The 21279-nt window shown below is 32.9% G+C and carries 18 protein-coding genes and 2 pseudogenes; 19 read left to right on the top strand and 1 reads right to left on the bottom strand.

What is annotated here, in order from left to right; all coding sequences use genetic code 11:
• Positions 1 to 31 precede the first annotated feature (31 nt).
• The 17 genes and pseudogenes from EZM65_RS00945 (at position 32) to EZM65_RS01025 (ending at position 17692) form a co-directional block, all read left to right on the top strand.
• Positions 32 to 490 (top strand): DUF2750 domain-containing protein, encoded by a 459-nt coding sequence (locus EZM65_RS00945; protein WP_136666647.1) that lies wholly within the window; start codon positions 32 to 34, stop codon positions 488 to 490.
• A complete protein-coding gene (locus EZM65_RS00950) occupies positions 480 to 821 on the top strand; it encodes a HopJ type III effector protein (RefSeq protein ID WP_136666649.1) in 342 nt (113 codons plus the stop codon). Before EZM65_RS00945 ends, EZM65_RS00950 begins: the two co-directional genes overlap by 11 nt.
• A 22-nt stretch (positions 822 to 843) precedes the next feature.
• Positions 844 to 2544, top strand: coding sequence for a single-stranded-DNA-specific exonuclease RecJ (gene recJ / locus EZM65_RS00955; RefSeq protein ID WP_136666650.1), 1701 nt, complete (start codon positions 844 to 846; stop codon positions 2542 to 2544).
• 120 nt (positions 2545 to 2664) lie between these two features.
• On the top strand, positions 2665 to 3849 hold the full coding sequence (locus EZM65_RS00960; protein ID WP_248574815.1) for an MFS transporter: 1185 nt from the start codon (positions 2665 to 2667) through the stop codon (positions 3847 to 3849).
• A 3-nt stretch (positions 3850 to 3852) separates the two neighbouring features.
• Positions 3853 to 4599 (top strand): hypothetical protein, encoded by a 747-nt coding sequence (locus EZM65_RS00965; RefSeq protein WP_136666652.1) that lies wholly within the window; start codon positions 3853 to 3855, stop codon positions 4597 to 4599.
• Between the two features lie 44 nt (positions 4600 to 4643).
• Positions 4644 to 7475, top strand: coding sequence for an excinuclease ABC subunit UvrA (gene uvrA, locus EZM65_RS00970; RefSeq protein ID WP_136666653.1), 2832 nt, complete (start codon positions 4644 to 4646; stop codon positions 7473 to 7475).
• A 71-nt stretch (positions 7476 to 7546) separates the two neighbouring features.
• On the top strand, positions 7547 to 8269 hold the full coding sequence (locus EZM65_RS00975) for a TIGR00730 family Rossman fold protein (protein WP_136666654.1): 723 nt from the start codon (positions 7547 to 7549) through the stop codon (positions 8267 to 8269).
• A 132-nt stretch (positions 8270 to 8401) separates the two neighbouring features.
• Positions 8402 to 9013 (top strand): hypothetical protein, encoded by a 612-nt coding sequence (locus EZM65_RS00980; protein WP_136666655.1) that lies wholly within the window; start codon positions 8402 to 8404, stop codon positions 9011 to 9013.
• Between the two features lie 164 nt (positions 9014 to 9177).
• Positions 9178 to 9747, top strand: coding sequence for a helix-turn-helix domain-containing protein (locus EZM65_RS00985; RefSeq protein ID WP_136666656.1), 570 nt, complete (start codon positions 9178 to 9180; stop codon positions 9745 to 9747).
• Between the two features lie 103 nt (positions 9748 to 9850).
• Positions 9851 to 11329, top strand: a complete 1479-nt coding sequence (locus EZM65_RS00990) for a serine hydrolase (protein WP_136666657.1) — start codon at positions 9851 to 9853, stop codon at positions 11327 to 11329.
• Positions 11330 to 11453: 124 nt separating this feature from the next.
• Entirely contained in the window at positions 11454 to 11900 is a 447-nt protein-coding gene (locus tag EZM65_RS00995; protein WP_136666658.1) for a GNAT family N-acetyltransferase, read from the top strand.
• A 35-nt stretch (positions 11901 to 11935) separates the two neighbouring features.
• A pseudogene (locus tag EZM65_RS01000) lies at positions 11936 to 12454 on the top strand (GNAT family N-acetyltransferase).
• 246 nt (positions 12455 to 12700) lie between these two features.
• Positions 12701 to 13648 (top strand): zinc metalloprotease, encoded by a 948-nt coding sequence (locus tag EZM65_RS01005; RefSeq protein ID WP_136666659.1) that lies wholly within the window; start codon positions 12701 to 12703, stop codon positions 13646 to 13648.
• Between the two features lie 163 nt (positions 13649 to 13811).
• Positions 13812 to 14765, top strand: a complete 954-nt coding sequence (locus EZM65_RS01010; protein WP_136666660.1) for a zinc metalloprotease — start codon at positions 13812 to 13814, stop codon at positions 14763 to 14765.
• Positions 14766 to 14845: 80 nt separating this feature from the next.
• Positions 14846 to 15934 carry an AI-2E family transporter gene (locus tag EZM65_RS01015; RefSeq protein ID WP_136666661.1) on the top strand — a complete coding sequence of 363 codons (1089 nt, stop codon included), beginning with the start codon at positions 14846 to 14848 and terminating at the stop codon, positions 15932 to 15934.
• Positions 15935 to 15936: 2 nt separating this feature from the next.
• Entirely contained in the window at positions 15937 to 17130 is a 1194-nt protein-coding gene (locus EZM65_RS01020; RefSeq protein ID WP_136666662.1) for a class I SAM-dependent methyltransferase, read from the top strand.
• On the top strand, positions 17120 to 17692 hold the full coding sequence (locus EZM65_RS01025; protein ID WP_136666663.1) for a hypothetical protein: 573 nt from the start codon (positions 17120 to 17122) through the stop codon (positions 17690 to 17692). Before EZM65_RS01020 ends, EZM65_RS01025 begins: the two co-directional genes overlap by 11 nt.
• Here the strand turns inward: EZM65_RS01025 and EZM65_RS01030 are convergent.
• Positions 17673 to 18285, bottom strand: a pseudogene (locus EZM65_RS01030) (M15 family metallopeptidase). The gene EZM65_RS01025 and the pseudogene EZM65_RS01030 overlap by 20 nt on opposite strands.
• Positions 18286 to 18467: 182 nt before the next feature.
• Between EZM65_RS01030 and EZM65_RS01035 the strand changes: the two are divergent.
• Positions 18468 to 19205 (top strand): hypothetical protein, encoded by a 738-nt coding sequence (locus EZM65_RS01035; protein WP_136666664.1) that lies wholly within the window; start codon positions 18468 to 18470, stop codon positions 19203 to 19205.
• Positions 19206 to 19636: 431 nt separating this feature from the next.
• Positions 19637 to 21178, top strand: a complete 1542-nt coding sequence (locus tag EZM65_RS01040; RefSeq protein ID WP_136666665.1) for a hypothetical protein — start codon at positions 19637 to 19639, stop codon at positions 21176 to 21178.
• The last annotated feature ends 101 nt before the right edge of the window (positions 21179 to 21279 follow it).

Consider the following 21279-nt stretch of genomic DNA (forward strand, 5'->3'; position numbering starts at 1 on the left):
AACAAAATCCATTAATAAAAAATAAAAATAAATGAAAGATTCTATAGACATACTTAATAAACATAAAAAATTCGTTGAACAAATTTGCGAATCAGAACTGGTTTATACACTTGAAAACAATGAAGGATTTGCTGTCTCTTATTCAAATAATTATGAAGATGAAGAAGGTGAACCTATTGAATTAAACTGCTTTTGGAGTAATGAAGCTTTAGCTAAATCGTGCATAAAAGAAGAATGGTCAGAATTCGAAATTTATCAAATTCCGTTAAATAAGTTCATTGAATACTGGTGTATTGGTATTGACCATGATGGTTTTATGATTGGAACCGATTTCGATACCAATTTATATGGTTATGAATCTGATCCATTGGAACTTATTCTTGAAATTGTTGAAAAATTAAAAGCGCTTGATAAAGAAATAGAATTTGAAAATTTCGAAAATATAACTGATTTGGAAAACCAAATTAAAACTGCCTTATATGGAGAATAAAATTCAAAAGCTTTTCAATACAAATCCAGTTTTTTTTCAGGAAGTAATTGCTTTCATTGATGAAAATTATGACTTCACTCCTACTGCCTTTAAAAACGGAAATCAGTATAATGAAGCTGGACAAAATAATGGTTCCTGCAAAGTATTCGCTTTTGCACAACTTCAAGACTTATCCAAAGAAGAAACCTTATCACTTTTTTGTGAATATTACCAAGATGTGTTAAAAACACCTGAAGCTGTTGACCATCAAAACATCCGTAATTTTATGCAATTTAGTTGGGAAGGAATTTCTTTTGAAGGAGAACCTTTACTTCTTAAATCTGAAGTCTAATATCAAAAATCTAAAATAAACTATGCGTTGGACCATTAAATCGAAGCCTGAAAAACAAAAAATAAAAGCCTTACAAGACGCATTACAGATAGATGAAATTGTTGCTTCATTATTATTACAAAGAGGTATAGAAACCTATGATGAAGCCCGAAGTTTTTTCAGACCCAGTTTAGATGATTTACACGATCCTTATCTAATGAAAGATATGGATAAAGCTGTTGTACGTATTGAAAAAGCTATTCAAAACCAGGAAAACATTCTGGTTTTTGGTGATTATGATGTCGATGGAACCACTTCGGTTTCATTGGTTTCAAGCTACTTAAAAAGCTTTTATCCTAATATCGCCACTTACATTCCAGACCGATACAAAGAAGGTTACGGAGTTTCTTATCAAGGAATTGATTTTGCAGATGATAATGGTTTTTCTTTAATCATTGCTTTGGACTGTGGAATTAAATCGATTGAGCATATTGCTTATGCAAAAGACAAAGGAATCGATTTTATTGTTTGTGACCATCACCGTCCTGGGGATAAATTGCCGGATGCTACAGCTGTTTTAGATCCAAAACGTTCAGATTGTGATTATCCTTATAAAGAATTGTGTGGTTGCGGTGTAGGTTTTAAGCTTATTCAGGCAATTGGAAATAATAGAAATCAAACCATTGAGGATATGGTTCCCTATTTAGATTTGGTTGCTACTGCGATTGCTGCTGATATTGTTCCTATTACCGGTGAGAATCGTGTATTGGCCAAATTTGGTTTAGAAGTGATCAATACCGCTCCTCGTCCCGGAATTAAAGCTTTGATTCAGAATGTAAAAAAGAAAACACTTACTATATCGGATGTGGTTTTCATTATTGCACCACGAATTAATGCCGCTGGACGCATCAAACACGGGAATTATGCTGTTGAGTTATTAACTGAGTTTGATTTGGAACAGGCTATATTATTTGCTTCTGAAATAGAAGTTTTTAATGCCGACAGAAAAGATTTAGATAAACAAATTACTAAAGAAGCACTGCTTCAAATTGAAGATAATAACGAAACCGAACGATTCTCAACGGTTGTATATCAGGAAAACTGGCACAAAGGAGTTATAGGTATTGTAGCATCACGATTGGTGGAAAATTATTACCGTCCCACGATTGTTTTTACAAAAAGCGGAGAGAAATTAGCCGCTTCTGCACGTTCAGTCAAGGATTTTGACATATACAATGCATTGGAAGCCTGCGCTGAACACCTGGAACAGTTTGGAGGACATATGTATGCTGCTGGGATGACAATTAAAGAAGAAAATTTATCGGCATTCAAACAAGCTTTTGAAGAAGTGGTGCAACAAACCATTCATCCTGATTTACTGACGCCTGAAATTTCAATAGACGCTGAAATAGATTTAGCAGACATCAATCCCAAACTATTACGGATTTTAAAACAATTCGAGCCTTTCGGCCCTGAAAATATGACACCAATTTTTCTAACCAAAAATGTTTTTGATACTGGTTATCCAAAGCAATTAGGAAATGAAAATGAACATTTGCGGTTATTTGTAAAACAAGACAACCCGGATTCCGAAACTTCGGGCTTTGGTACAATTGGTTTTGGTTTAGGCAAAAAGATTGATATCGCAAAAGACAGAAAACTTTTTGATATGGTCTATACTATCGAGGAAAATGAATGGAATGGAAATGTAAATATTCAACTGCAAGCCAGAGATATTAGATAGTTGGCAGTTTCAGTGTTCAGAAAAAAATATTAAATAAAAATTTGTTGGTTCGTGGCTCATAAAATTAAAAAAGACCCCTACTCGTCTTTAAGAAATAAAGAATTTCGTTGGTTTTTATACATGCGATTAGCAATTGTACTGGCTTGGTCAATGCAGTTTGTATTAATTGAATGGGAAGTGTACAGACTGACAAAAGATCCGCTTTCATTAGGTTTAATAGGACTTGCCGAAGTTATTCCTGCTATTGGAATGGCTTTGTTTGCCGGACATTTTGTAGATCAAAACGAAAAACGCTCTATGCTGGTAAAATGTTTTTCCGGTTTGGCAATGATTAGCATTTTAATGTGTGTATTGGTTCATCCAAAAATCCATGACACTATTTCAAAATCACTTATTGTTTATGGTTTTTATGCCTTAGTATTTATTGGTGGAATCATACGCGCATTTATTATTCCTTCTGTATTCAGTTTATTAGGTTTGATTGTTCCTAATGCTGAAAAATCAAATGCCGCAGCCTGGAGCAGTTCAACCTGGCAGATTGCGGCAGTTATCGGACCGGCTTTAGCAGGTTTTGCTATTGGATGGATTGGTGTTTTTGGTTCTATGTGTTTGGTAAGCGTTTCAATTATAATCGGAATCATTTTTTTGCTGCAAATCAGTAAAAAACCAATACTGAATCCAAAATTGGGCGAACCTATTTTTCAAAGCTTAAAGCAGGGAATTTCTTTTGTCTTTGAAAATAAAACGATTTTGAATGCTATCTCGTTAGACATGTTTGCCGTTTTATTCGGAGGTGCTGTGGCTTTACTGCCCATTTTCGCGCAGGATATTTTGAAAGTCGGCTCCCAGGGTTTTGGGATATTGCGTGCAGCTCCGGCTGTTGGAGGATTAATTACGATGCTGGTTGCCACACATTTCGATTTAAACCATAGAGCCGGAAGAAAGCTATTATTAGCTGTCTTCGGATTCGGAATTTGTATCATTGTATTTGGTTTGTCTACCAACTTTTGGATATCTGTAATTGCATTGTTTATGAGTGGTGTAACCGATGGCATTTCGGTAGTAATCCGTTCCACTATTTTACAGTTGTACACCCCCGACAATATGCGTGGCAGAGTTTCCTCTGTAAATTCCATATTTGTAGGTTCTTCAAACGAATTGGGAGCTTTTGAGAGCGGCTTTACATCTAAATTAATGGGTACGGTAAATGCAGTAGTCTTTGGAGGAATAATGACACTTGTTGTGGTTGGAACAACGGCTTTTGCTTCTCCAAAATTTAGAGAATTAGACATTAAAAACAACTAACTAATGAAATACATAATTGCATTATTAATATCATTAACTTTTCTTTTTTCATGTAAAGAAGATAAAACTTCACAAAAAAACACGAAAACAGATACGAATAATAGTAAAATTGTAACTAATAATGATCCCGAAAAATATTTTAAAAGTGATTTCAGACCAAATGAAAAGATCTCACTAAATACAATCTATGAAAATGAAGTTGTATTTGAAAAATACAATGATGATGGAGATTATACTTTAATGAATGTTAAAAATGGATCTTTCATTTATGATTGGGAAAGAACAAAAGAAAATGATTTTTGCAGAGGTGATATATTGTCAGTAAAATGGAGAATGGACAGTATTTGGATTGCCGGAGATGGAGAAACACTTGATTTCACAGAAACTGCATTTGCTGTCAAAAAAAAGAAAGATGGGAAAGTATCTCAATTTCGCAAAAAATATAAAGAACCTCTTTCATATCACCACAGTTATGAAGACAAAACTGAATGGTTTTTTAATGAAATATATCTGCAAGTTGAATACTATATAGCAAATTCTAAAAATTCACTGTTCAACAATTATGAAAATATAAAAATAGAATATAGCATAGAACATAATATCAAAGATGGAAAAGAGTACTATATGATTGGAATTTATGACAATTCGAATAATCAAAACAGTATAATCCAATGGCTATATATTGAACCTGAAGAATTCACAATTTATGAATATGATTTACCAAACGACAAACTTATTAAGTTTAACTAATCAACTCATATAAAAATAATAACTTTGTATTTTGCTCAAAATTTATGCAACATACTGACGAAACCATTGAAATTATAGGCGCTCGCGTCCATAATCTTAAAAATATTGATCTTTCCATTCCGCGTGAAAAACTCGTGGTTATTACCGGTTTATCAGGTTCGGGAAAATCATCATTGGCATTTGATACTATTTATGCTGAAGGACAGCGCCGTTATATTGAAACTTTTTCGGCTTATGCACGTCAGTTCCTTGGTGGATTGGAACGTCCGGACGTGGATAAAATCGACGGACTTTCACCTGTAATTGCCATTGAGCAAAAAACAACCAGTAAAAGTCCGCGGTCTACTGTTGGAACTATTACAGAGATTTACGATTTCCTTCGTTTACTTTTTGCCCGTGCTGCTGATGCTTACAGTTACAACACAGGTGAAAAAATGGTTTCTTATTCTGACGAGCAAATCAAAGACTTGATTACTGAAAATTTCAAAGGAAAACGTATCAATATCCTTGCGCCTGTTATCCGTGCACGTAAAGGTCATTATGCCGAATTATTTCAACAAATAGCCAAACAAGGATTTTTAAAAGTTCGTGTTAATGGCCAGGTTCAGGACATTGTTGTTGGAATGAAGCTGGACCGTTACAAAACGCATGATATTGAAATTGTAATTGATCGATTGGTTATAGAAGATTCTGTTGATAGTGAAAAACGACTGGCAGAAAGTATTAAAACAGCTATGTATCATGCCGAAAATGTTTTAATAATTTTAGATCAGGATTCTAATGAAATTAGGTATTTCAGCAGAAATTTAATGTGTCCGTCAACAGGAATATCCTATCAAAATCCGGAACCTAATTTATTTTCATTTAACTCTCCAAAAGGTGCTTGTGAAAATTGCAACGGATTGGGAACAGTTAATGAAATCAACCTTCAGAAAATTATCCCTGACCCTAAACTATCCATAAAAAATGGTGGAATTGCAGCCATAGGTGAATACAAATCATCGTGGATATTCAAACAATTGGAAACTATTGGGGAGAAATTCGGATTCAAACTAACGGATCCAATAGAGAAAATATCAGCTGAAGCGATGCATATGATTTTGAATGGGGGCAATGAAAAATTTGCTGTCAGTTCAAAAACTGCCGGAGTTACGAAGGAATATAAGATAGAATTTGAAGGAATTGCCAACTTCATTAAAACGCAACATGATGAAACCGAATCGACTTCGATCAAACGTTGGGCAAAAGATTTTATGGATGAAGTGGATTGCCCTGAATGTAATGGCTCAAGATTAAAAAAGGAAGCTTTATACTTCAAAATCAATGATAAAAATATTCAGGAATTATCAAATACAGATATTTCTGATTTAAGTATTTGGTTTAACGATCTTGAAAATCATTTAACCGAAAAACAAAAAGTAATTGCTACCGAAGTCGTAAAAGAAATCAAAGCAAGATTGCAATTTTTGGTGGATGTAGGTTTGAATTACCTGGCTTTAAGCAGAAGTTCAAAATCCCTTTCCGGTGGTGAGGCACAGCGTATTCGTTTAGCTACACAAATTGGTTCACAATTGGTTGGTGTATTATATATTCTGGATGAACCAAGTATTGGTTTACACCAGAGGGATAACGAAAAATTAATCCATTCGTTAGAGCAATTACGTGATATAGGAAACTCTGTTCTAGTGGTTGAACACGACAAAGACATGATTGAACGTGCCGATCATGTAATTGATATCGGACCAAAAGCAGGAAAATATGGCGGTCAGATAATCAGCCAGGGGACACCTAAAGATTTACTTAAGGAAAACACCATTACTGCTCAGTTTATGAGTGGTAAAATGAAGATAGAAATCCCGGAAAAACGCCGTGAAGGAAACGGGAAATCAATAAAAATTTCGGGAGCAACCGGAAATAATTTAAAAAATGTTTCAGCGGAATTTCCTCTCGGAAAATTGATATGTGTTACAGGCGTTTCGGGTTCAGGAAAATCAACTCTGATTAACGAAACCCTCTATCCTATCTTGAACCAACATTTTTTTAATGCTGTTAAAAAACCACAACCGTTTAAAAAAATTGAAGGTTTAGAACATATTGATAAAGTAATTGATATTGACCAAAGTCCAATTGGACGTACACCACGCTCTAATCCGGCAACATATACCGAAGTTTTTTCAGAAATCAGAAGTTTATTCACACAAACACCAGAAGCGCAAATTCGTGGCTATAAACCCGGTCGTTTTAGTTTCAATGTAGCTGGTGGTCGTTGCGAAACCTGCGAAGGAAGTGGTGTAAGAACAATCGAAATGAGTTTCTTACCTGATGTGTATGTAGAATGTGAAACTTGTCAAGGTAAGCGTTTTAACAGAGAAACTTTAGAAATCCGTTACAAAGGGAAATCTATTTCAGATGTCTTGAATATGACCGTTGATGAAGGTGTTGAATTCTTCGAAAACATTCCTAAAATCTACCGGAAAATAAAAACCATTCAGGATGTTGGTTTAGGCTATATCACTTTAGGACAACAAAGCACTACCCTTTCTGGTGGCGAAGCACAACGTATAAAATTAGCAACTGAGTTATCCAAAAAAGATACCGGTAACACTTTCTACATAATGGATGAACCTACGACCGGCTTGCATTTTGAAGATATCCGTGTGTTGATGGATGTGATTAACAAGTTGGTTGATAAAGGGAATTCGGTTTTAATTATCGAACATAATATGGATGTTATCAAGCTTGCCGATTATATCATTGATGTGGGTTATGAGGGCGGAAAAGGTGGCGGAGAAATCATTGCCAAAGGAACACCGGAAGAAATAATTAAAAATAAAAAGAGCTATACAGCCCAATTTCTAAAAAAAGAATTATTTTAGTCGGCTGATTTTTTTAAAAACTATAATAACAAATAATAGGGATTGCTTTGCAAGCCCATAATGATAAGACGATGAAAGAAGAATTTGTAAATGAAGACGAAAGAATTCAAGATAAGTTAAAACATAGAACTTGGAACGAAATACGTTCGAACGACTCATGGGCGATTTTCAAAATCATGTCGGAATTCGTGAACGGATATGAAACTATGGCTCGTATTGGTCCGTGTGTTTCTATTTTTGGTTCAGCACGTACCAAACCTGAAGATAAATACTATCAATTAGCCGAAAGAGTGGCGTATAAAATCACCAAAGCCGGTTATGGCATTATTACAGGTGGTGGTCCCGGTATCATGGAAGCAGGTAACAAAGGCGCACACCGTGGCGAAGGGATTTCGGTAGGTTTAAATATCGAATTGCCATTTGAGCAACATTTTAACCCGTATATCGACAAGGACAAAAACCTGAATTTTGACTATTTCTTTGTACGTAAAGTAATGTTTGTCAAATATTCACAGGGATTTGTGGTAATGCCGGGAGGTTTTGGAACGTTGGACGAATTATTTGAAGCGGTAACGCTTATCCAAACTAAAAAAATTGGTAAATTCCCTATTATCTTGGTAGGTTCCGAGTTTTGGAGCGGTTTGTTAGACTGGATAAAAACCGTAATGATTGACAAACAAAAAAACGCCAACCCTGAAGACATGAATTTGATAAAGGTGGTAGATACCGAAGACGAAGTAGTCGAAGCATTGGACAACTTCTACAAAAAATACAATTTGTCACCCAACTTTTAATAATGAAACCTCCAGAAAACTGGAGGTTTTTTTTATATTTGAAAAACAACAAATACTTATAAATATTTACAAACGTTTGTAGGTGGCGTATATTTATGAGTTGTGCGACATATTTACCCAAAAATTACGTAAATGAATAGATTGCTAATTTTTATATTATTATCACTAATTTCATGTAGCAAAAGAGAAATAGAGATAGACAGTAGTTTTGCAAAAATTGACAAAAAATTGAAAGACAAAACTGCTTTAATTGAAAAAATAGTTCCTGATAATAATTATAGGTTTTGGCAATACGCTAGTATTAGAGGAGGATTAACTAATGGAGACAAAATTACTATGATGAAATTTGGTGATACTCTTTCATCGCAAAAAAATAAAATTATCAATCCAAAAAAAGGGTTTAATCTTGGAGAATTCCTAAGTTACTCTTATATCGCCTATATGGATGAAGATAGTATCAAATATGTTACTAATGAAAAAGATTTAAAAAAATTCATTGGTAATATTGATAATTTAGAAGAAGCCATTTTAATACTCTACATGAATGATTTAACTTTTGACCCACAGGAGGTTAAAGCTGGCTCTTTCAAAAAAAACAAAAATGGATTTGAACTTTATATGATGAAATATTACAATTGTCCAGTCAAAAAAGAATCAATTAAAGTAGAAATAGATTTTAAAGGCAATTTTAAAACCAAATCAAACGGAGTATATTATGAATCTACAGATTGTATTATGACATAAAAAATACGATCGCACAACAGCGGTTTTAAGAAATTGGGGTTTTAAGGCTAAATTTAAAGGCAATTTTATATATTTGACTTCAGTCTTGAAGGAATGGTTTGGGAACAAAAATCCCCAACTTCTTAAAGCCGGCGGGACGTTGTACGCAATTTTAGAAAAACTGTATGTCCAAATTAAAGCTAATTAGAGAACAACAAAATTTAACTCAAGAAGAATTATCTGAAAAATCAGGAATTTCAGTTAGAACAATTCAAAGAATTGAATCGGGAATACCACCGAAAGGACACACATTGAAAGCACTTTCTAATGCACTAAAAATTTCCGAAAAAGAACTGCTAAATGAACAACCCCAAATTACATCTTCAGAAAAAGAAACATTCACAATTTCGGTAAAACAAAATGAAATAGATTTTTCAAAAATAAAACTCATAAATCTTTCTTCTATTATATTTGTTGTCTTACCACCATTAAATATTTTAGTTCCTCTTATTCTTTCTTATGCTTTAAAACAGAAAAATGACTTAACTAAAAAAATTGTTTCACTTCAACTTCTTTGGACAATTTTAGCTCCAATTATTTTTATGTTAGGGATTTTTCTAAAACTCGGGCATTCATTCACAATTGTACTTTTGATTGTGATTGTTTTATCTAATGTTTTCTTGATTCTTAGAAATCTTGCAGAGATTGATAAAAACAAAAAATTACGTTATCAATTGAATTTTAACATGATATAATCTTTTCGGGTGATTGTCGGGTTTTTGTCGGGTAGATTTTTTTGAAAAAAAAGGCGAGTTTCTAACCTTTGAAAAAAAATATTTACAGAAAAAGAAATACCTTATGGCAAAAAAAAATATCATCGTCTTAATTTTCACTATCATCTTTAGTGCAAGCAGCAAAGCTCAAGTTCAAAATAATTCAAACCTCTATAAAACCATTCTTGCAAAAGACAGTTTGCTTTTTGATGTTGGTTTTAATACTTGCGACATCAAACAATTTGAAAATTTGCTGAGCGAGAACTTAAAATTTTATCATGACAAAGACGGAATTTCGGATAAAGTGAAATTTCTCATTGATTTGAAAAATGGAATTTGCAACAATCAGGCAAATCGGCAGGTAAAAAGATTTTTAGTAAAGGAAACCACCGAAATTTTTCCACTTTATAAAAATGGCGTTTTGTATGCGGCCGTTCAAAACGGTGAACATATGTTTACTGAAAAACGAGAAACACAGGCAGGAATAGCCAAGTTTACCAACGTTTGGCAATTAGAAAATGGAGAATGGAAGTTGGCTGTTTCTTTTAGTTTTGACCATCAGGCATACCAAAATAAAACAATAGAAAAATCTTTTTTTGACAATGATACTGCCATTGAAAAATGGTTGAAAGAAAACAAAATTCCAACGTTAGGAATTGGAGTTATTGAAAATGGCAAGCTGCAGCAAGTTAAAGTTTTTGGCGAAATCACCAAAGGCGTTTCAGCTCCATACAACACTATTTTTAATGTTGCTTCGCTTACTAAACCTGTTACCGCGTTGGTGGCTTTGAAATTAATAAGTTCCGGAAAATGGAATTTAGACGAACCTATTTACAAATACTGGACCGACCCGGATATTGCCAACGATCCAAGAAATAAAAAACTGACTACGAGACTTATTTTAAGTCATCAAACGGGTTTCCCAAATTGGCGGTTTATGAACGATAATAAAAAACTTAACTTCCAGTTTGAGCCGGGAACAAAATATCAATATTCAGGCGAAGGAATGGAATATTTGCGAAAAACATTAGAGAAAAAATTTCACAAATCATTAGAGCAATTAGCCAGCGAACTTATTTTCAGTCCACTAAAAATGACAGACACAAGATATATTTGGGACAAAAATGTGGACACTGCAAGGTTAGCAATTGGTTATAACAAAGACAGAAAAGCCTATGAAACTGTAAAAAATAAAATACCTAATGCAGCTGATGATTTAGTAACAACAATTGAAGACTACGGAAATTTTTTGGTAAGTGTGATGAATAGTGACGGATTATCAAAAAAAGTCTTTGAAGAAATGACTACAAAACAAGTAGCGAGCACAAAAGGAAAACATTTTGGTTTAGGATTTGAAATTTATGATTTGGAAAATAATGAATATGCTTTATCTCACGGCGGTTCTGACAATGGTGTTCAAACCATAGTTTTTATTCTGCCAAAAACTAAACAAGGTCTGTTGATTTTCACCAACTCTGATACTGGTGTTAGTGTTTATGAAACCTTACTAAAACACTACTTAGGCAGCAACGGACAAAAAATATTTGACATCGAAACAAAATAAAACAGCATCAGTAACAGTAAATCAATTATACGAGTGAAACCATATGAGTAGATTACGTCTGCTTGAAGATAAAAAAATTAAAAATTCATTCTTTAATAATTCCTAGTACTTAATAATTAAAAAAATGACTCCTCTAACGATATATAAAAATGATTTTTTAATTTCAACTGACAAATCAAAATTAGATTTGGATTCAATTCACGATTTTCTATCTACGAAAGCCTATTGGTCTTTGAATATACCTAAAGAAAAAGTACATACCGCCATACAAAACTCCTTATGTTTTGGTGTTTATCAAAATGAAAAACAAATTGGTTTTGCCAGAGTGATTACTGATTTTTCAACGATTGCTTATTTAGGGGATGTCTATATTCTAGAGGAATACAGAGGTCAAGGTCTTTCCAAATGGTTGATAGAAACCATTATGAACTATGAAAATCTGCAGGGATTGAGAAGATGGATATTACTTACAGGTGACGCGCATGAACTGTACCGCCGGTTTGGGTGGACAGACATTGCTGATCCTGCAAAGTGGATGGAACTACACGATAAAAATGTTTATTCAAAATAAATTTACTATAGAAATATTTTATCATTCATTATATTATGACGAATATATCCCTCAAAAAACTGACTCCGCAAGATGTTTCAGCATTACAGAAAATAGCAAAAGAGACCTTTTATGAAACTTTTGCCAGTGATAATTCAGAAGAAGATATGCATAAATACCTTGAGGGAAGTTTTGCTTCAGGAAAATTAGAAGCAGAGCTCAATAATCCTGATTCCGAATTTTATTTTGCAGAAATAGAAAATAATGCAGTTGGTTATTTAAAAATAAACTTTGGCGTTTCATAAACTGAGATACAGAATCAAAATACCTTGGAAATTGAACGGATTTATGTTTTGAAAGGATTCCTTGGTCAAAAAGTCGGGCAGGTTTTATTTGAGAAAACTCTGGAAATTGCAAAAGCTAAAAATGCTGACTATATATGGCTTGGTGTCTGGGAAGAAAATCACAGAGCCATCAGTTTCTATAAAAAAAATGGATTTAGTGCATTTGGCAAACACCTGTTTAAACTGGGTAACGATGAACAGACCGATATTATGATGAAGCTGGAAATGTAAATTTTTATAACATATTAATAGTATATTATACAACTCTCTGATTTCTCAGAGAGTTTTTTATTAACAATAAAAAACTTACAAAATCAATGATTACAAGGCTTTTTCAAACTTATGAACAATTCAAACAAAGTCGTTAAAAATTAAATTAATCATTTTTTTTATAAAAATATTTTGAAAGATAAATAAAAAAAACATAGTTTTGCGCCACGTTTAAAAAAACAAATTATTAACCAAACCAAACAAATTATGAAAAAATTATTGTTAACAGCTGCGGCGGCTTTAATGATGTTCTCTTGTCAGAAAGACGAGAATGCTGCAAACACTCAGGTGGATGCAGCTGCACACAGAGGTTGTGCTTCTCACGAAGTTTTAGAAAGACAAATGCAAGAAGATCCTGCATTAGCTTCTAGAATGGCTGAAATTGAAAAACTTACTAATGAAGCTATTAAAAATGGAAGATTAGTAAACGGAGTTATGGAAATTCCAGTTGTATTCAACGTATTATACAGAACATCAGCTGAAAACATTTCTTTAACTCAATTACAATCACAAATTGACGTATTAAACAAAGACTTTTCTGCTACTAACTCTGATTATAATACTTCTAATAATCCTTATTCTTCTGTTCGTAGTGGTAACACAAATATTCGTTTCGTATTAGACCAAGTTATCCGTAAATCAACTACAAAAACATCTTGGGGTACTAATGATGCAATGAAAAAATCAACTCAAGGTGGAATCAACCCTACTTCACCTACAACTAAATTAAACTACTGGGTATGTACAATTGGTGGTGGTATCTTAGGTTACGCACAGTTCCCTGGTGGTTCATCAGCTACTGACGGTGTGGTAATTGATTCTAAATATACAGGTAACACTGGTACAGCAACTTATCCATTCAACTTAGGTAGAACTGCTACTCACGAAATTGGTCACTGGTTAAACTTACGTCACATTTGGGGTGATGCTACTTGTGGATCAGATTTAGTTTCTGATACTCCGGTTCACAATGCTCCTAACTATGGTGTTCCTGCTGTAGGTCATAGATCAACTTGTTCAGGTACTCCACTTGAAATGTACATGAACTACATGGACTATACTGATGACAGAGGTATGTATATGTTCTCTATAGGTCAAAAAACTAGAATGAATGCTGTTTTTGCAGTTGGTGCTGCCAGAGCTTCTTTCAGATAATAATAAAATCATTTTATGATGTAAAGCCACTCAATTGAGTGGCTTTTTTTATCGGTTTATTTTTCTTGTTTATCGAATAGTTAACAAATTCAAAATCAACTGCATAATATTTTGTTAAATTTATAGTTATATAATTAAATATCAACTAATTAATTAATCAACTATGAAAAAACTATTTATTATCCTTGCTTTTGCAGGTATGACTGTTTCGTGTCAGAAAGAAACAAATGAAACCAATCAAAACCCGGAAAATTTATCCTCACAAAGAGGATGTGCCTCACATGAAGTTTTACAAAGACAACTTCAAGAAGACCCTACCCTAGCCTCGAGAATGTCTCAAATTGAAAATTTCACAAATGAAGCCATCAAAAGCGGAAGACTCGTTAATGGAAAAGTTGTAATTCCAGTTGTATTTAACGTATTATACAGAACTTCTGCCGAAAACATTTCACTTACTCAATTACAATCGCAGATTGACGTTTTAAACAAAGACTTCAACGCCGCAAACTCTGATTATAATACCCCTAATAACCCATATTCCTCTGTAAGAGCAAATGTGGGTATCTCATTTGAATTGGATCAGGTAATAAGAAAATCCACTACTAAAACGTCATGGGGAACCAGAGATGCTATGAAAAGCTCTAAAAAAGGAGGTATTGATGCCACTTCACCTACAACAAAATTGAATTTTTGGGTTTGTACTATTGGTGGAGGTATTTTAGGATACGCACAGTTTCCTGGTGGGAATCCGTCAACAGACGGTATTGTTTGTGACTCAAAATATACTGGTGATACCGGTACAGCAACATATCCTTTCAATTTAGGTAGAACGGCTACACATGAAGTAGGACACTGGGTTAATTTACGTCATATCTGGGGGGATGCTACTTGTGGTAATGACTATGTTGCTGACACACCTTTACACAATGGTCCTAATTATGGAGTTCCTGCAGACGGCCACAGATCTACATGCACCGGAACACCATTGGAAATGTTTATGAACTATATGGATTATACTGATGACAGAGGTATGTACATGTTCTCTTTAGGTCAAAAATCAAGAATTGATGCTGTATTTGCATCAGGAGGACCAAGAAATTCATTTGCACAGCCATAATGTTTAAATTTGCCCCCTATAGAAAAATCCTGAGTATCTCAGGATTTTTTTTTATATATTCGTTTCACAAAAATCAAAAAATGAACAGTAAAACAATCGCTAACGGTATTGTAAGGGCTGTAATAATTCTTGCCCTGATAATAGCTTTAATTTATTTCATATACAAAATCAAAACGGTGGTTATTTATTTGATAGTTTCACTGCTGCTTTCAATGATTGGCTCTCCTATTGTTAATTTCCTGAAGCGTAAATTAAAATTTAAAAACACACTGGCTGTACTTGCAACCTTAGCAATCTATGGTCTGGTAATCTCCGGATTTTTTTTAATGTTTATTCCTTTGATCAACAGTCAGGCATCCCATATTTCTTTATTGGACAGTAAAGCTTTTTCTGTACAGGTAGAAAATTTATTAGTGCAATTAAAAACATTTCTAAATTCAAACGGATTAAATGCTGACCAGATTCTTAACAAAAATAACCTGACCAAATACCTGAATTTTAATTTCTTATCTGATTTTCTTAATGCTTCAATAAACACAATCAGTAATTTAGGTATGGGAATAGCATCCTGTTTTTTTATTACATTTTTCCTGCTAAAGGAAAGAGTTATTTTCATGAGACTGTTTAAAAAAGCTATGCCTGATGAACATGAGGAAAAAATATTGAACTCGTTTGAAAAAATTGATTATTTATTACTCCGTTATTTTGGAGGAATTTTACTGCAGCTGTTCATTGTTTTCATTTTATATTTTATTGTTCTTTTGATATTTGGAGTTGAAAACTCATTCATTATAGCTTTTATTTGTGCAATATTAAATATTATACCGTATGTAGGCCCGTTAATTGCCAGTGTCTTGGCCCTTATATTAACTTTACTGGGTAATTTTAACGGAGTAATTACTTCTGACATGCTCTATGATTCTGCTTATGTTTTAATTGGTTTTTTTGCAGTGCAGTTTATCGATAATAACTTCAGCCAGCCGATGATTTTTTCCAACAGCACAAATTCACATCCTCTTGAGATTTTTTTAGTAATTTTAATCTTTGGTTTCTTATTTGGTATAACCGGAATGATTATAGCTGTGCCTGCTTACACTATTCTGAAAGTAATCGGCAAAGAATTTTTTCCCGAAAATAAAATCATAAGTTCTTTAACTAAAGATTTATAAAAATGAATTTTGATTTACTTGCTGTAAAAGTCCAGGATTTTATAAATGATTCGCTAACGATGAATTTCACAAAAGTAGCGTTGATGAAAAATCCTTTTCCTGAAATTTCATGGAATGAAATTTTAAATCAAATCGCTTCAAAAGCAAAAGCAAAAGAAAAACTGCCTACCTGGTACAATCAAAAAAATATAATCTTTCCAAGCAAACTTTCAGTTGAACAAACTTCATCTGAAACAACAGCTCAGTATAAATCCCAATTAATTTCAGGTAAAACCCTGATTGATTTAACGGGTGGCTTTGGTGTGGATGATTATTATTTTTCAAAAAACTTCAACCGATTGGTTCATTGCGAACTGAAAAATGATTTACATGAAATTGTAAAGCATAATTTTAACAATCTGAAAGCGGCAAACATAGAATGTATTCAAGGTGACAGTCATAAAATACTCACCTTACTTAATCAGCATTTTGACTGGATTTACATTGACCCTTCCCGAAGAAATGATGCAAAAGGGAAAGTTTTCATGCTTAAAGACTGTCTGCCCAATGTCCCTGAAAACTTAGACTTTTATTTTAACTATACTGACAATATTTTAATAAAAACAGCTCCAATTCTTGATATTTCCGCTGGGTTAGGTGAATTAAAAAATGTAAAAGAAATTCACATTGTTGCAGTACAGGGAGAAGTAAAAGAACTCTTATGGGTTATTGAAAAAAATTATAACTCAGAAACTTCTATCAAAACTGTCAATATCAACAAGTCAAAATCAGAAGTATTTGACTTTATTTTAGGTAAGGAAAATTATACTTGTGATTACAAATTGCCGCAGACTTATGTATATGAACCCAATGGTGCCATAATGAAATCAGGTGCTTTTGACTTAATATGTAAAAATTTCAATATCAGTAAATTACATCAGTTTTCCCATCTATACACATCTGAAAACCTGATTGATTTCCCAGGCAGAAGATTCAGGATAAATCAAGTGATTGATTATAATAAACAGGACCTTAAAGAAACTTTGGAAGGCAAAAAAGCAAATATCACAACTAGAAATTTTCCTGAGCAGGTTGATATGATAAGAAAAAAATGGAAAATAAAAGATGGTGGTGATATTTACAGTTTTTTTACAACAGATGTAAATAATAATAAAATTGTTTTAATTTGCGGTAAAATACATAATGATGAAAATTAAATTCTCTATATTCTTTTTATTGCTTTCAGTTTGTTTATTTGCCCAGAAACCTTGTGATTTAGCCGTTAATGTAACCGATTCTATCGGCACTTTAAAAGAAACCAAACCTGTTGTGGCTTATGAAAAAATCTTCGGCGGAAAAACTACTTTGATTTTTCTTTCGTTAGTATCTGCAAATGACATTCCTGTTTTAAAAATTCAGCATATTACAAAAAGTAAAGAATTTGAAACCCCTAAATGCTTTGACAAATCCTCAAGAATTATTTTTCAGTTGAGCAATGGAAAAATTTACACTTTTGTTTATGCAGAAGAACCTAAATGTGACGAATTAATTTATAATGAAACCGAAAAACAAAACAACCGTTTTGCTGAGGCAAGTTTTTTGTTTCTAAAAGATAACTTTGAAGATTTAAAAAAATTCCCAATCAGCTTTATGCGGATTAGATTTGCTGGTGAAACCATTGATTATGTCATTCCTAAAGAACTTGATTCTGAAACTTTAATAGAAACTTACAATCCAGCTGATTTCTTTATTGACAATTTTAATTGCATCGCCAATTAAAGTTGGACAATTTATCTTTTTTAGAGCCTTTTAAATTATAATGCCACCATTCTGAATCAAACGATTCAAAGTTATGCTTTTCCATAATTTTTTTCAGGAATTTCCTGTTTCGGATTATATCGCGGGATATGTTTTGATACTTATGTGAGGACTCAGTCCCAAAATGATCAAATTTTGTCCCCATGTCAATTTCATTGCCTTCTTTATCAACCAGTGTAATATCAACTGCCCCTCCTCTATTATGAATAGAACCTCTTGCAGGATTCGCGACATATTCAGGATTGGAAACAATCGTCCACATTTTTTTTTTGTACATCTAAAGGACGGTAACAGTCAAAAAGTTTTATTCTATACCCTTTTTTCAAAAAGCATTTATTCGCGGCTATCAGATTTTTGACAGTTTTATATCGTAAAACACATTCCGCGCAATCATACACTTTTGATTTTAGAAAATTATCCTCAGTTGCATATTTCATATCAAAAACAAAATCTTTGCTGTACTCTTTGATATTCACAAAAACAGTATCAGATACTTCCTGTGCTTGAAATACTTGAAAAAATAACAGGAAGATAAATGGATAAAGAAATTTCATTAATTAGTTTTTGCCGAAATTTACTTAAAAAAACAGCAATAAAAAAAATCATTTGTAACGTTCTAACTAACAATATTCTACTAAAAAAATAAAATCCATATATTTACCAACTGATTGGCAACTTTGATTTATGTAAAGTCAACTCTGTAAACATTTTGTCAATTAAATATTAAGAATTCAAAATGGAAAAATATATAGAATCAATTGCACCTAGAATAATTGGTGATAATTCAATACCCAACATACAAATAAAGAAAGCTGATTTATCACCTGATCCAAAATCCCGATTAGATTCAATGGAAATGAAAGAAAGACCTCTTGGTGATCCTACTATTCCATTTAGAGATTTAACAGATTTAGCCACTAAAAAAGAAAGCATCGCCCGAATCATAGACAAACTTGACGTTGCTAACAATTTAAGATATCAAAAAACTATTGTAGACACTTATTGCAATGTTTACTCATATGATTATTGTTACTTTAGTAAAGTATATCTTCCTACTGTTTGGTGGACAGATGAATCTCTTGAAAAACTAGAGCAAGGGCAGAATGTTGAAGCCATTTTTAATCAAACTGTTGAACGTATTTATTCCAGTGCTATCCATGATTGGTTTTTAGTGTGGGGGTCACATTACGGGTGGGAAAGAATGTATAGTGCTGAAGAAATTCAAAATAAAGTAAATACAGAAGGAGGCATTGGAATAATCTGTGCCAAAAGAAAAGAAAAAGGACTTTCCGGACATATAGTCCCTGTGGTACCAGAAACCGAAACTCATAAAGCTTATCGGGAAAACGGAATTGTAGTTTATCCATTACAATCACAAGCAGGAAAGGTGAATTATAATTATTTTTCTGAAGTCCGTGAAGACTGGTGGAATGATGAATTATATTCCTCTTATGTACTTTATTACCATGAATAAATAAAATATTTCATCTGATTATTCAAATTTCGAAAACTTTATTGATTATCAAACCATTAACCACTTGGAAATGATATAATAAAGCACTACTTTTGCACCTTGGAAAAAACAGTAACAGCAAAAGTTACAACAAAGCTGTTCATCTGCTTAAATTATTGATATAAAATTGGTTAATACAAATATTGATTTTATAACCCCATTATAAAATTTTATTTTATTTTATATCAATCATTCAGTCGATACAAGTGTAAATTTCTAAGACTGGATATAAATTCCTACAACTTAAAAATACAAAAACGGTTTTAATAATTAAATGAATCCGTTCAAAGAACTGCCTCGGTTTTTTATGCTTAACTGAACAGAGTCGGTACCTGATAAGAAATAAATTGCTTTAAAAGCTCAAAATAACCATTAAAAGAAAAAAAGTATAAATGAAAGACAATCAGACAAAAAAATATTATTGGGGAATTGGATTAGAAAACGAAACCTACATGCAATTTGAAGAATCCTTAATAGTTTCTGGTGAATTTATACAAGAAAAAATTGGTTTTGAGAGATACAGCATTGACTATAGAAAATGCTACAAGCCGGAAAGTTTGGCTCCTGTGCTTGAAAAAGCTTTTGATTTGAATAAAAATTATAAAGTGAGCCGGATGATCAATAGTCATTCACTTGAAAAACTGGACATAAACTATCAGCACAAAACATTACTGCCTAAGACAACCAGTAATCCGGAAGAAAACCCGGAAACAGATCCAAAACCAATAGAAAATCCTGAATACCAAGGAAAATCCATCATGGAACTTTTTCTTGAAAATCAGCCGTACAATATTCAAAGCATGATTACCCAAAGAAACAAAACGATGGGCTCTGTACATTTTGATGGCGATTCTATTGAATTTGTAACCAAATATTTTGAAAATCGCACTATAACCGATTCATGTAATGAATTAAATGCCACCAAGAAGTTATTCCTGGATAAAATCAATGAATCTTCTGTACTGAATGGAAAACTAAGTTTTCCGGATTACAATAATGGTCTTAATATGTTTATGACCAATCAGGAAAAGCTGGTTTTATTTAACAATGGTACATACCACTTTCATATTACCTTACCCTCACTGACTAAAGACAGCAGAATTGCAGATTACAATGAGTTTGAAAAAATACATGCCAATGCCATTTATTTACTGCAGTGGTTTGAACCTTTTTTTATAGCAACACTGGGAAGCCCCGATATTATGGGAGTGATAAGCAACAAATACGAACTTGACAAAAATTTTACTTTAGGCTCTATGAGAAGTGCCATGTCACGCTACATAGGTGTAGGTACTTTTAACAAAGCAATGCCAAAAGGCAAAATCCTAACCTATAAAGTAGATGATTTTAGAAAATTATTAAAATTTAAAAAAGAAGATAATATTTGGTGGCGTGACCAAATTCAAGCAGAAATGGATTATGAATTACTCCCGGAAGTTGGTCTTGATTTTAATCAGGAAAAAATGTACCAAAGTGGTTTTGAATTCAGAAGTCTTGATGAGTTTCCAGCAAAATATTTGAATGATGTTCTTTTTTCAATTATTTTAATTTGCGAACACTCATTAAATCTGCCTGATGTTCAATGGGGACATGATAGTGCAGTATGGAATAATTTAGTTTTCAAATCTCTGAAATCAGGTTATTTAACCAAGATCAACGAAACAGAGAAAAATGAAATACTGGAATTACTGCAATTATTAAATCCATCAGACAGCAATTACAACACATTGAAATCTGAATTCGATGAAATAACAATGCTGGATGAGTTTTTCTTTAAAATATTAGCCGTTTTACATAACAAATACAAAGACAACAACTTTTGTCTGGACTCTATGTGTGGGCAAAAAACTAATTTTCCTCCAAAATGGGATAACTTTAATAAATACCAAACAGAAAGACATTTACAACAAATAGGCGCTTTCTGCGATAATTAAAATTCCTGCAGTTGATTTACCCTTACAATTGTCAAATCAGGCATTATAAGCAACATCTCAATATATATAAAGTGCTTTTTACCGGAAAGCACTTTTTTTAT

This window comes from Flavobacterium sp. H122 (assembly GCF_004959765.1).
Lineage (GTDB): Bacteria > Bacteroidota > Bacteroidia > Flavobacteriales > Flavobacteriaceae > Flavobacterium.